The organism is Brevundimonas vesicularis (assembly GCF_044807075.1).
Taxonomy (GTDB): Bacteria; Pseudomonadota; Alphaproteobacteria; order Caulobacterales; family Caulobacteraceae; genus Brevundimonas; species Brevundimonas vesicularis_G.
In genome coordinates this window covers 1,250,629-1,263,344 of sequence record NZ_CP085234.1, presented here as the reverse complement: position 1 = coordinate 1,263,344, position 12,716 = coordinate 1,250,629, and the positions used below count along the sequence as shown (strand labels likewise).

Sequence of the window (12,716 nt, the reverse complement as noted above, 5' to 3'; positions counted from 1 at the left end):
CCGCCGTGGTCGAGGGCGTTAACGTCTCATGCGCCTTCAAACCATTCAGATCGTGGCCGGACTGGCTGCGGCCGTCGCCTTCGTCCTTGCCTTCATGGCGGCAGGAGCCGCCTTGATTTCCGGCATCTTCATGCTCGCCGGCCTCGCCGCCGTCGGTTGGCTGGCCTACAGCCTCATCAAGGGCGTCCTGCGCCGCGACCACAAGCCCGAACCGCCGGCCCGCGCCTGAGGGTCAACCGGGACGGGGGTCCACGCTCTTGAATTCCTGAGCAAGAAGCCCTAGTCTTGATGCCCGGCCGCGCCCGCCCCGCGGCCTTTTGTGTGCTTATCTCGCGTCTTTCCAGTCTCCGGGCGAACCAGAAAAATCACGACACAATGGAAAAAGTGCCGATGACGGCCGAGGGCTACCGCGTCCTCGACGATCAACTGAAGCAATTGAAGTCGGTCGAAAGGCCGAGCGTGATCGCCGCCATTTCCGAGGCGCGTGAGCACGGCGACCTGTCCGAAAACGCCGAATACCATGCCGCCAAGGAGCGTCAGGGCTGGATCGAAGGCCAGATCGCCGAGATCGAGGACAAGATCAGCCGCGCCCAAGTCATCGACGTGTCCAAACTGTCGGGCAGCCAGGTCAAGTTCGGCGCCACGGTCACCGTCGTGGACGAGGACACCGAGGAAGAGGCCACCTATCAGATCGTCGGCGAACACGAAGCGGACGTGAAGAAGGGCAAGATCTCGATCGCCTCGCCGATCGCGCGCGCCATGATTTCCAAGGAGGTCGGCGACGTTGTGGAGGTCAACACCCCCGGCGGCGTGAAGGCCTACGAGATCCTCAAGGTCGAGTGGAAGTAACAGCGGTGGCGGGGGCAGCGTCCGCGCAGCCCCTTTCCATCTGGGTCGTCTCCGACGGCCGCGCCGGCATCGAGAATCAGGCGCTCGGTATCGCTGAGGCCGTACAGCGCCTGACCCCGGCCGAGATCACGATCAAACACATCCGCTGGCGGCCGAACTTCGACCGTTTGCCGTCGGCATTGAAGACCCCGGCCATGCTGGCGTCTGCGCCGCTGACCAGCCCCAATACCGATCATTGGCCCGATCTGTGGATCGCCACGGGTCGCGCGACCCTCCCGCTTTCGACCCGCGTCAAGGCGTGGAGCGGCGACAAGACCTTCGTCGTCCAGACCCAAGATCCACGCTGGGCCAACGATCGCTACGACCTGATCGTCGCCCCCGCCCATGACGGCCTGTCGGGCGACAATGTCTTTGAAATCACCGGCTCGCCCCACCGCATCACGCCGCAGCGGATCGCCAAGGTCGCGCCCGCCTTCGCCGACCGGATCGCCCCCCTGCCCCATCCGCGCGTCGCCGCGCTGATCGGCGGAAAGTCCAAGGCTTTCGACCTGCCCCCCGCCCATGCGGCCGACTTGGCGGACCGGATCGCGGACGCCGTGCGAGCGTCGGGCGGCGCACTGATGCTGACCTTCTCACGCCGGACGCCCGATGCGGCCAAGGCCGTCATGACCGCTCGCCTGTCGGACCTGCCGGGCTGGATCTGGGATGGGACAGGCGACAACCCCCTGTTCGGCTTCCTGCATTTCGCCGACCACATCCTGGTCACCGAGGACAGCGCCAACATGGCGGCCGAGGCCGCCTCGACCGGCAAGCCGGTTCACGTCCTGCCGATGATCCCGCTGAAGGCCGGCGACAAGTTCGCTCGCCTGCACGACGACCTGCAGTCGCGCGGCGCCACCCGCCCGTTTGACGGCGCGCTGGACACCTGGACCTACGATCCGCTGGCCGAAACCGACCGCGCCGCGCGCGCCGTTCTGGAAGCGATGCGGACGCGATAGCGAGACCCACGTCCGTTCCTGACGCCGTCACGCCCTATGGTGACGGCCGTCATCAGGAGGCTTTCTAAGAACGGCTCGCAAAAATCTGCACCAAAGTGCACTAAAAAATTCTGGGGTGGCCTTTTCAGTCGCCGCCGCCACCGTCACAGCCGCTGTCCGCGCTGCAGTCCGAGCCGCTGTTCTGCGACGTGTCCGATGGCGGCATGACCGCGCCCCCGTCTGACCCGCCGCCCTTCCGGGCCTTGGCGTTCGCGGCCCCCATCAAGGCTACGCCAAAGCCCGATCCGATGGCCGTGCCCAGGGCGAGGCCCAGGCCGACTTTGTCCAGGGCCACGCCCAGCGCCACGCCGATCGACAGGCCCAGACCGATCCCGATCGGCAGGAAGGCCACGCTCTTGTTCGTCATCCCCATCTCCCCTTCATGTCGGGCGAGACTAGCATCGCGCAAACGGGAATCACCGCCTAAATAGGGCCATGACCCAAGCTCGTACCGTTCGCGTCGCCATCATCGGCTCCGGCCCCGCCGGCTGGACCGCCGCCATCTACGCCGCCCGCGCCTCGCTGAACCCCGTCGTCATCGCCGGCATCCAGCCCGGCGGCCAGCTGACCATCACCACCGACGTCGAGAACTATCCCGGCTTCGCCGACACCATCCAGGGTCCCTGGCTGATGGAGCAGATGCAGGCCCAGGCCCTGCATGTCGGGACCGAGGTCATCCACGACATCGTGGTCTCCGCCGACCTGTCGCAACGCCCGTTCCGCCTAACGCTGGACAGCGGCGAGGAGCTGCTGGCCGAGACCGTCATCATCTCCACCGGCGCCCAGGCCAAGTGGCTGGGGCTTGAAAGCGAGGCCGCCTATCAGGGCTTTGGCGTCTCGGCCTGCGCCACCTGCGACGGCTTCTTCTATCGCGGCAAGGAAGTCGTGGTCGTCGGCGGCGGCAACACCGCCGTCGAAGAGGCGCTGTTCCTGACCAACTTCGCCTCCAAGGTCACGGTCGTTCACCGTCGCGACGAGTTCCGCGCCGAGAAAATCCTCCAGGACCGGCTGTTCGCCCACCCCAAGGTCGAGGTGATCTGGAACTCGGCGATCGAGGAGATCGTCGGCGTCGTGGACGGCATGGCCAAGAACGTCACGGGCGTTCGGCTCAAGAACGTCCAGGACGGCTCGACCCGGGAAATCCCCGCCGACGGCGTCTTCATCGCCATCGGCCACGCCCCGTCGTCGGAACTGTTCAAGGGCCAGTTGGAAACCAACGCCGGCGGCTATCTGCGGGTGAAGCCCGGCACGGCTTCGACCGAGATCGAGGGCGTCTGGGCCGCCGGCGACGTGACCGACGACGTCTATCGCCAGGCCGTCACCGCCGCCGGCATGGGCTGCATGGCCGCCCTGGAAGTCAGCCGCTTCCTCGCCGAGGAAGACCACGCCAAGGCCCACAACCCGATCCCCCACGCCGAAGCAGAGAAGATCGGGGTATGGTGAACCGATAGACTTTCCCTCCCCTTCAGGGAAGGGTGGTCGCGAAGCGACCGGGTGGGGGCGGCCCCAGACCTCAATAGACCGAGGCCTCCGTCAGTTCCGCCAAGTCCTCGTCCGACAGCTTAAGCGTCGCCGCCTTCAGAGTGTCGGCCAGTTGTTCGGTCGAGGTCGCGCTGACGATCGGGGCCGTCACGCCCGGCTGGGCCAGCAGCCAGGCCAGGGCGACCTGGGCCGAGGTGGCCTCGTTCTTCTGGGCCACGGCGTCCAGCACCGCCAGGATGCGCACGCCGCGCTCGTCGAACTTGTCCTTCAGCATTCCCTCGCGCTTGGTCCCCGCGATCTGATCGACGGTTTTGTATTTGCCGGTCAGGAAGCCGCTCTCCAGGCTGAAATAGGTGATGACGCCCAAGCCCTTCTCCACGGCCAGGTCCTGCAATCCGCCCTCGAAGGTGTCGCGGCTGTAGAGGTTGTAGTGCGGCTGGATCGTCGCATAGGCGGCCAGACCCTCGCGCTGCGAGATATCCAATGCCTCTGCGACCTGTTCGGCCGAATGGTTGGAGGTGCCGATGGCGCGCACCTTGCCGGCCTGCACCAGCTTGTCCAGCGCGCGCAGCGTCTCGTCCTGCGGTGTCTTCGGATCAGGCCAGTGGGTCTGATACAGGTCGATATAGTCGGTCTGGAGCTGGCGCAGCGACGCCTCGACCGCCGTTTCGATCCAGGCCGGCGACAGGTCGTTGTGGCCCTGCCCCATGTCCGATCCGACCTTGGTCAGGATCTTGACGTCGTCGCGCCGACCGCGCGCCTTCAGCCATTTGCCGATGATCGTCTCGCTTTCCCCGCCGGAGTGGCCCGGAACCCAGCGCGAATAGGCGTCGGCGGTGTCGATGGCGTCAAAGCCGGCCTCGACGAAGGCGTCCATCAGGGCGAATGACGTCGCCTCGTCCGCCGTCCAGCCGAAGACGTTGCCGCCGAACACCAAAGGGGCGATGTCTAGGCCGCTGGAGCCGAGCTTGCGTTTGGTGAGGGTCGTCATGGGAGGTCTCCTTTGGGGAGCCCTCGACATATGCCGCATCCATACGGCTGCAACCGTTGGGAAAGCGGTTACCCGAAGAGTTGAAGACCCGGCGGTGCGTAATCGACCGGCTGGCCCTGGCGGCGGCGCAGGGCGTAATCCACGGCGGTCTGCACGGCGTGTTCGTCGGTCGGCTTGGACAGGACGCCGATCGTTCCGGCGACGCCTTCCTTCACCATGCCGGGGTTGGCCGTCATGAACAGGACCGACACACCCATGTCCTGGCCGAGCTCACGGCCCAGGTTGATGCCCGCGGGACCATCGGACAAGTGGATGTCGACCAGCGCCAAATCCACTTCGTTTTCGCGCACCAGATCACGCGCGGCCTTTGCGGTCGCGGCGACGCCCAGAACCTCGTGACCGAGATCCTCCAGGACAAACCTAAGCTCCATCGCAACGAGAGCTTCGTCTTCGATGATGAGGATACGCGCAGTCATGGCTCGATCGGGGGTTCGGGAACGTACGTAACGTCAGTGTGAGGGATAGGTTTCAATACAGGACTAATTTGAATACCCGCCGGCCGCGCGCCGCCTGGACAAGGCCGTCGCCGGCAGATCCACGATGACCTGAAGGCCCTCGGGTCGCCATTCGCGCGACAGCCGACCGCCCAGCTGTCCCTCGACCGAGAGGCTGGCCAGGGAGGAGCCGAAGCCGGTGCGCTGCGGCAGGCTCTGGATGACCGGACCGCCCGTTTCCGACCAGGTCAGGACGAAGCGATCCTCCTGTCGTTCGGTGTCGAGCGTCACGACGCCTCCGCGCTCGGACAGCGCGCCGTATTTGGCGGCATTGGTCGCCAATTCATGGAACAGAAGCGCCACGGAGGTCGCCGCCTGATCGTCGAAGACGGCGTCCTCGCCCCGGATCACGACGCGCGCCCCCCCCGTCTCGTCCGCATAGGCCTTGAACAGGTCGGACAGGAAGGAATGCAGGGTTGTCGCCCCGATCGTGGTCTTGGACGTCTCGGTGTGCGGCCGCACGAATTCATGCGCACGGGCCAAGGCGCCGATCCGCGTGCGCAGCGAGGCCGCAAACGCCTTCGCCTCCGGATACTGTCGCGCCGAAAGGGCGATCAGGGCGGTCACCACGGCGAAGATGTTCTTGATCCGGTGGCTCAGCTCCTGGCTGACCAACTCGCGGCCCTGCTCAAGCCGCTTCAACTCGTCGATATCGGTCAGGGTGCCGAACCAGCGGGTGATCTCGCCCGCCTCGTCGCGGATCGCCACCGCGCGGCCCAGGGTCCAGCGATAGACGCCGCTGTGATGCTTCAGCCGGTATTCGATCTCATAGGGCTCGCCGGTTTCCAGCGAGTTGCGCCACACCGCCCACGCCCGTTCGCGGTCGTCGGCATGGAACATGTCGTTCCAGCCCTCGCCGTCGGTCGAGCCCAGAGGCACGCCCGTGAACTCGTACCAGCGCGCATTATAGTAGTCGTGGAAACCGTCCGGCAGGGTGGACCATACCATCTGCGGCATGGCGTCAGCCAAGACCCGGAACCGGCTCTCGCTTTCGCTCAGGGCTACGGCAGTCTCGGCCAAATCCGTCTCGATCGTCTTGCGTTCGGTGATATCCACCGCGACGCCGGGGAAGCGGATCGGCTTGCCCTCCGCGTCGAAATAGACCTGACCGCGCGCCAGAACCCAACGCACGTCATTGCCCTGGCCCAGACGATATTCGCTGACGAAGGCGCCGTCGCCCGTCATGGCTCGGTCGATCTCGTCGGCGACGCGATGGGCGTCGTCGGGATGGACGTTGCTTGTGAAAACCTCAATGGCCGCGCCCTCGCGCGCCGCTTCGGGATCCACGCCGTACATGCGCGCAAAGCGTTCGTCGGCGATCACGCGGTTCTCGGGAATGTCCCAGTCCCAGGCCCCCACATAGGCCGAAGCCTCCATCGCCAGCCGCGCCGTGCGGTCGCTGAGGTCCCGGTCCAACAGGGCGCGACGCAGCTCCAGTTGCGTCATCACCTGTTGCGCCAGGGTCTTGAGCGCCATCAACTGAAGCTCGGTCAGACCTTGCGGGCGCGGCTTGTCATCCAGAACGCACAGGGCGCCCAGCGGCACGCCGTCGGGCGTCCTCAGCGGATAGCCGGCATAGAAGCGGATGTGCGGCGCGCCCGTCACCAGGTCATTGTCGATGAAGCGCTCATCTTGCATCGCGTCGGGGATGACCATAACGTCGTCGCGCAGCATGGCGTGGGCGCAGAACGACAGCGGGCGCGGCGTTTCGCGCACGCCCAGACCGACCTCGGACTTGAACCACTGACGCTGGGAATCGACCAGGCTGACGGCGGCCATCGGCGCTTCGCAGATGCGCGCGGCGAGCGACGCCAGATCGTCGAACGACCCTTCAGGCGTCGTGTCCAGCACGCCGTAGCTCGTCAGGGCCTTCAGACGGTCGGCTTCGTCCCACCTCGGACAATCGACTTCGGGGTGGGTCAAGCAGGCGTCCTCGCTGGGCCGGTCAGTTCCGGCCATCGACATCAATGCTCGGAGTGATGAAGCGTTGCAATGCAGGATGTCAGTTCGCGGGGCGACCGACTTCCTCCACATCCATTGCGGTGACGCCTGCGGGCGCCGGGGCGGCCGGTTTGGTCGCCGATGCGGGCCGCTCCAGAGCATTCAGGCGCGCGTTGATGGCGGCGACTTCCTCACGCGTCGGCAGGCGCCGACCGCCCAGGCTGACCACGCCGACGACGCGCTGCTGACCATCGATCTCAACCGTCTTGAGGGGCGCGTCCTTGAGCGGCGCGTCAGGATCGGCGCCGCCGGTTGCGGAGCCGGCCGCGACCGTCATGCGCGGACGCGAGAAGCGGGCTTCGTCAATCGCGGGCTCACGCCCATTGTAGGTTTTGCGAAAGGCGGCGGTTTCGCCATAGACTCCCTTCCAGCGATAGAAGATGTGCGCGCCGATCTGCGTCACCTTGGCCACCGTCGGCGCCCACCAGGGATGCACATAGTCGGCGTGATAGTGGGTGGCGGTGCCGACCTCCTGCGCCACGGCGCCGTTCAGCGCGCGCTCCGCCACCTTGCGCGCCCGCTCCCACGCCCAACCAACCGGCGCCTGACCCAGTGAACCGTCGCAGGTGAAGCTGAACTGGCAGCCCGTGATCCGCTCGGCGCCCTCGAACACCACGCCGCAAACCGTATTGGCGTAGTTGGGATCGCGAACCCGGTTGAGCACGACCTGAGCGACGCCGGCCTGACCGTTTTCCGGTTCCAGCGCCGCCTCGTAATAGACGGCCTGTGTCAGGCAACGCAGGGCGCGGCGACGATCCTGGGCGCTGCCCCTGAAGACAAAGGGAACTGCGGGGCGCAGAGCCCCTGACGCCGGCGCCATGGCCGCATTCAATCGTTGGGCCTCCAGACCGCTCTTGCCCGGTTCCAGTCCCGGCTTGCCGGCCAGGGTCAGGCTCTCCCAACCCGGCGTCAGGCCATAAAGGGCCGGTTGCAGCAGGTTTGGGTCGTGCCGCATCGCCAGAGCCAGCTGCGAGGGCGTCAGACGCCCCTTGATCGCCGCCAGACCGCCCGCGCCGAGGTCGCCCCCGGTGATCCGCGAGACAGCCTCCGCCGTGCGATCGAGATCGGGGCGGACGCTGGACCCGGCCGCCATGGCGACGCCCAGCACGGCGCCGGCCGCGGGCAGCGCCGCCGCCGAACGCCGAAGCGCCTTCCACATCGTCTTCCAGGGCAAGCGGGTCATTCAGGGTCCAACAGCCGCGATCGGCGCACCGGCCGTTCGCTGAGATCGCGCGTCTAGTCCGACTTATAGGCCATTTTCCGGCGTCACGACGACCGCCGTTATCACGCCCTGCTGCGCGTCAGGGGGTGGTCGCCCCAAACGCAAGGTGTAAGACTATGTTCCAGCATCGCAAACGCGTCGCTGATGGGGCAAACCGACAGTATGAGCGCAGGCGGATCGAAACGGCGGATCGCGGGCATGGATCGCTGGCTGGTCGGCCTGGCGCGTCTGCCGACGGCCTCGTTCACTCACCGCCTGCTCGTCGGCGCGGGATTCGCGCTGCTGGGTCTGGCGTTGAGGGCGCTCGCGTCACCCCTCTATGGGGACCTGACAGGCTTCACCATTCTGCTCCCGGCCGTCACCCTTGCGGCGCTGGCGGGCGGCTGGACCGGGGCCCTGACGGCGCTTGTCGTCTGCACAGGCGGCGGCTGGGCGATCGTCGGCGTCACCGCGACCGGCCATGACGGTATTTTAGAGGCCGTCGGCGGCACAGCGACCTGGAACTTCCTGCTGGTCGGACTGTTCATCGCCGCCATCGGCGCCTCGTTGCGAGGCGCCATCTCGCGACTGAGTGAAAGCGAAACCCGCTTTCGACAGCTGGCGGACACGGCCCCCTCGCCGATCTGGCTGATGGACGCCCAGGGCGAGTTCGAGTTCGTCAATGAAGCGCTGTTCGACCTGCATGGTATGAGCCTGGAGGCGCTCAAACAGGGCGGCTGGCGGTCGGCCGTCCACCCCGAAGATCTGGAGCAGGTGAAGACTGCTGAAAGCGCGGGCGCGGCCGGACGCCAGCCCTTTGAGATGGAGGCGAGGGTTCGGGATCGCGACGGTGTTTGGCGCTGGATGCGGGCCATCGCGCGGCCCCGCTTCGACGGCCAAGGCGCTTTCATGGGCTATGCCGGCATCTCTTTCGACGTGACCGAGACGCACGAGGCTCTACAAAGCGCGGCGCAGGCCGAACGCAGACAAGCCTTCCTGCTGGATCTCAGCGATCGCCTGCGCGACCTGACCGATCCCGACGATATCATGGCCGAGGTCGAGAGCGCGCTGGGCGCGCTGTTGAAGGTCGACCGGGTCGGTTACGGCGAGGTCGACCAAACGGCTGGCGTCGTTTCCATGAGCCGCGACTGGACCGCAGGCGTAATCAGCGCCCAAGGCCAGTTCGCCCTCAACGCTTTTGGCGAAGGCCTGATCGCGGATCTCAACCAGGGCCGCACGATCCAGATCGAAGACGTCAGGGACGACGCACGCACGACGGCGGCCGCCAGGGCGTTCGAGGATATCCAGACCCGCGCCCTGGTCCGCGCGCCGCTGATCCGGGCCGGACGCCTGCGCGCCTTCCTCTATGTTCACTCCGCCGCGCCGCGCCGGTGGACCGAGGCGGAGGTCAGTCTGGTCGAGGAGGTCGCCGCTCGGACATGGGCGGAGGTCGAACGCGCCCGCGCGGAAAACGAGACCCGCGAAAGCGAGCAGCGGTTCCGCGCCATCGCCGACACTGCACCGGTGCTGATCTGGGTCACCAACCAGGATCGGACGCGCGCCTTCGTCAATCGGGCGTATGTGGATTTCCACGGGTCTGACTATGAGACCGTCCTCAACCTGGATTGGCGCGCTGCGCTCCATCCCGAGGATCGGAACCGCATTCTGACGGAATCGGTCGCTGGAGAAGCGACCTGCGAGCCCTTCTCGATGGAGGCGCGTTATCGCCGCCATGACGGCGAGTGGCGCTGGCTCAAGTCGTTCTCTCGTCCGCGGCTGGCGGGACAGGACATTGTCGGCTTCGTCGGCGTGGCCTTCGACGTCACGGATATGCGCGTCGCGCAAGCCAAGCTGGAAGAATCCGAGAACCGCTTCCGCACCGTCGCCGACAGCGCGCCGGCGTTGATCTGGATGAGCGACGACGCCGCCCAGATGATGTTCGCCAACAGGCGCTACCGCACCTTCTTCGGCGTGGAGGCCGACGCGCATCTGCCCGACAGTTGGAGGCGACTGATCCACCCGGACGACGAGGGGGTCTTCGCCGCCGCCTTCATGCGCGCCTTTGAGGCTCGGGACCGGTTCGAGGCCCTGACCAGGATCAACCATCCAACGCTCGGCCCGCGCTGGCTGCGAACCGAAGGCGTGCCGCGCTTCGACGCCTCCGGCGTGTTCCAGGGTTATGTCGGCGCCTGTCTGGACGTCACCGACGCCAAGAAGGCCGAGGACGATCTGAAACGGATCAACGAGCTTCTCGAAGAACGGGTCGACGCCGCCCTGATCGAAAAGGCTCAGGCCGAGGCTCAACTGGTCCACGCCCAGAGGATGGAGGCGGTGGGTCGGCTGACCGGAGGCGTGGCGCACGACTTCAACAACCTGCTGACCGTCGTGATCGGGGCGTTGGACATCATCCTGCGCAGCGAGGATGCGGCCAAGCGCAGGAAGTTGGGCGAGGCGGCGCTGGCGGCGGCGCGACGGGGCGAGAGCCTGACGCATCAGTTGCTGGCCTTCTCGCGTCGTCAGGCGCTGCGCCCCGAACCGATCGACCTGAACGCCCTGATCCGTGAAAGCGAGCCGCTACTACGCCGGGCGGTCGGCGAGGCGGTGGACTTCAAGGTCAAGCTGAAGCGCGGCGGCGCGCGGGCCAATGTCGATCCGGCCCAGTTCGAGGCCGCGCTCCTGAATCTGATCGTCAACGCCCGCGACGCCCTGGGCGATGTGACCGGCGCCAAGGGCCCAGACGCCCGCATCACGGTCCAGACGCGGATCTGCGAGGTCGAGGACGGTCAGGTCGCAGAACTGCCGGCCGGCGAATATGTGTGCATCGCCGTGTCCGACAACGGCGAGGGCATGTCGCCGGACATCAGAGACCGCGTGTTCGAACCCTTCTTCACGACGAAAGGCGTCGGCAAGGGCACTGGCCTGGGCCTGAGTCAGGTCTACGGCTTTGCGCGCCAATCCGGCGGCGGCGTTCAAATCTTTTCAGAGCCGGGACAGGGCGCCGAAATCTGCATCTATCTGCCGCCGCTTTCCATCGAGGACGCCGCCAATGCGCCGATCCCCGCCGTCGCAAGCGATCATGCGCTGATGAAGGGCGGGCGGGTTCTGCTGGTCGAAGACGATGCAGGCGTGGCTGCGATCGCGCTGGAAATTCTCGAAGGGTTCGGCCTCGAGGTCGACTGGGCCGAAACGGGCGACGATGCGCTGAAGTTTCTGAATGCCGACAGATTCGACGTCATGCTGACCGATGTCGTCATGCCGGGCGGCATGAGCGGGATCGAACTCGCGCACGCCGCGGCGCTTGAGCGGCCGCATCTGCGCATCGCCCTGACGTCGGGATACATCGGCGAGGATGTCGACGCCGTGCTGGCCGATACGACCTGGCCGCTGCTGCGCAAACCCTATTCATCGGATCAGCTGCGGGATCTTCTGGAAAGGCTGAGCGCGGCTCCAACCGCCTGACGCGCAAAGAAAAACGCGCCGCAAACGTGCGGCGCGTCGGTCTTGTCCAGATGACGTCCTGGATCTAGCGGCGCGCCTTGCGCGCGGCGTAACGGGCGTCGCGCTTGGCCTTCTGCTCTTCCTTGGTCAACTGCTTGCGCGCCTTGCGGTCAGCGCGCTTTTCGGCGTCGATCTCTTCCTGGGCGGCCAGTTCGGCGGCCAGACGGGCGGCTTCCTTTTCGGCCTTCTCGCGACGCAGCTCGGCCTTGGCCAGTTCGTGCTGCTGACGGAGGGCTTCCTTTTCGGCGGCGCGCTTTTCAGCCAGCCGCTCGAACTCGGGATCGGGCGCGGCGGCCTTGGGCTTGAATTTGGCGAGCAGGGCCTTCTTGGCCTCTTGCTGGGCGGTAATGCGGTCGGAGAATCCGGTCTTCAGATCTTTCATGCGAAAGCGTCAGGGTTCCTTGTGAGCGACCAGGGCGGTCGTCGGGGGTCAGGCTGCGTCACGAACGGCCCGAAGCGGGGCGCACAAAGCCGATAAGCGCGCGAAAATCAAGGTTCGCAGCCCGCAAATCGGCCCGATGCGTCATTTGGAGCGTCGCGGCGGCGTGGCCGCAACACTCCGATCAGATAGGCGACGCGGCCCGTATCGCAAGCGCGGCGATATGAACACGCATCACCATAGCTATCCTAATTCGGCTTTTGCGCCTGACCGACAGCTGCGCCGGCCGCGCCGCCGACTGCGGCTCCGACCGGCCCGCCGACGACCGCGCCTGCGATCGCGCCGCTGGCGGCCTTCTGTTCGATCGTCGCGCCACAGGCGGACAGCGTGAGCGCCGTGGCCACGGCGGCAGCTAGAACGATGATCTTCGACATGGACATCTCTCCAAAAGGCCACGCTTGAACGCAAACTCTACGCTGCGGTTCCTGTCTTGGGTTTTAGTCGCGCGCAGGACAGCCGGTATATTTCTAAACAGTGTTGAGCCACGAGGTTAGTTTGCCGCACCGCAGCATATCTATACATAACAAGTGCAATTGTAGTCGGATACACTATTCAGGCTATTGATTGCGCCGTCGTCGCCATGTTGCAGCCACAGAGGGCACCGCGACTAAAAAATACCTGTCGAATCCGTAGGCTTAACCATCGGATTGCGAATCGAACACAT

At 66.1% G+C, this 12,716-nt stretch carries 12 protein-coding genes; 5 read left to right on the top strand and 7 right to left on the bottom strand.

Annotation, left to right across the window (positions count from 1 at the left end):
• The first annotated feature begins 28 nt into the window (after positions 1–28).
• The 3 genes from LG306_RS06165 to LG306_RS06155 all read left to right on the top strand — a co-directional run bounded on the left by LG306_RS06165 (position 29) and on the right by LG306_RS06155 (position 1,847).
• Positions 29–229, top strand: a complete 201-nt coding sequence (locus LG306_RS06165) for a hypothetical protein (RefSeq protein ID WP_045809837.1) — start codon at positions 29–31, stop codon at positions 227–229.
• Positions 230–375: 146 nt separating this feature from the next.
• On the top strand, positions 376–849 hold the full coding sequence (greA, locus tag LG306_RS06160; protein WP_017504734.1) for a transcription elongation factor GreA: 474 nt from the start codon (positions 376–378) through the stop codon (positions 847–849).
• A 5-nt stretch (positions 850–854) separates the two neighbouring features.
• Entirely contained in the window at positions 855–1,847 is a 993-nt protein-coding gene (locus tag LG306_RS06155) for a mitochondrial fission ELM1 family protein (protein WP_404419034.1), read from the top strand.
• Positions 1,848–1,971: 124 nt separating this feature from the next.
• Here LG306_RS06155 and LG306_RS06150 read toward each other — a convergent pair whose 3' ends face one another.
• Entirely contained in the window at positions 1,972–2,253 is a 282-nt protein-coding gene (locus LG306_RS06150; RefSeq protein WP_404419032.1) for a hypothetical protein, read from the bottom strand.
• Between the two features lie 68 nt (positions 2,254–2,321).
• Between LG306_RS06150 and trxB the strand changes: the two genes are divergently transcribed.
• Positions 2,322–3,329 carry a thioredoxin-disulfide reductase gene (trxB, locus tag LG306_RS06145; protein WP_404419030.1) on the top strand — a complete coding sequence of 336 codons (1,008 nt, stop codon included), beginning with the start codon at positions 2,322–2,324 and terminating at the stop codon, positions 3,327–3,329.
• A gap of 70 nt (positions 3,330–3,399) precedes the next feature.
• On the opposite strand, the gene LG306_RS06140 is transcribed toward trxB, so the two are convergent.
• The 4 genes from LG306_RS06140 to LG306_RS06125 all read right to left on the bottom strand — a co-directional run bounded on the left by LG306_RS06140 (position 3,400) and on the right by LG306_RS06125 (position 8,097).
• Positions 3,400–4,359 carry an aldo/keto reductase gene (locus LG306_RS06140; RefSeq protein ID WP_404419028.1) on the bottom strand — a complete coding sequence of 320 codons (960 nt, stop codon included), beginning with the start codon at positions 4,357–4,359 and terminating at the stop codon, positions 3,400–3,402.
• 68 nt (positions 4,360–4,427) lie between these two features.
• Complete coding sequence (locus tag LG306_RS06135; protein ID WP_404419026.1) at positions 4,428–4,835, bottom strand: response regulator; 408 nt, start codon at positions 4,833–4,835, stop codon at positions 4,428–4,430.
• A 63-nt stretch (positions 4,836–4,898) separates the two neighbouring features.
• Positions 4,899–6,836: a PAS domain-containing protein gene (locus tag LG306_RS06130; RefSeq protein ID WP_404419024.1), complete on the bottom strand. Its 1,938-nt coding sequence runs from the start codon at positions 6,834–6,836 to the stop codon at positions 4,899–4,901.
• A gap of 79 nt (positions 6,837–6,915) precedes the next feature.
• Positions 6,916–8,097, bottom strand: coding sequence for a cell wall hydrolase (locus tag LG306_RS06125; RefSeq protein WP_404419022.1), 1,182 nt, complete (start codon positions 8,095–8,097; stop codon positions 6,916–6,918).
• A 237-nt stretch (positions 8,098–8,334) separates the two neighbouring features.
• Here LG306_RS06125 and LG306_RS06120 point away from each other — a divergent pair, with 237 nt between their 5' ends.
• Positions 8,335–11,574, top strand: a complete 3,240-nt coding sequence (locus LG306_RS06120) for a PAS domain S-box protein (RefSeq protein WP_404419020.1) — start codon at positions 8,335–8,337, stop codon at positions 11,572–11,574.
• 64 nt (positions 11,575–11,638) lie between these two features.
• Here the strand turns inward: LG306_RS06120 and LG306_RS06115 are convergent, their stop codons facing one another.
• Entirely contained in the window at positions 11,639–11,995 is a 357-nt protein-coding gene (locus tag LG306_RS06115) for a DUF6481 family protein (RefSeq protein WP_205682739.1), read from the bottom strand.
• 245 nt (positions 11,996–12,240) lie between these two features.
• Positions 12,241–12,426, bottom strand: coding sequence for a hypothetical protein (locus LG306_RS06110; protein ID WP_404419018.1), 186 nt, complete (start codon positions 12,424–12,426; stop codon positions 12,241–12,243).
• Between the last annotated feature and the right edge of the window lie 290 nt (positions 12,427–12,716).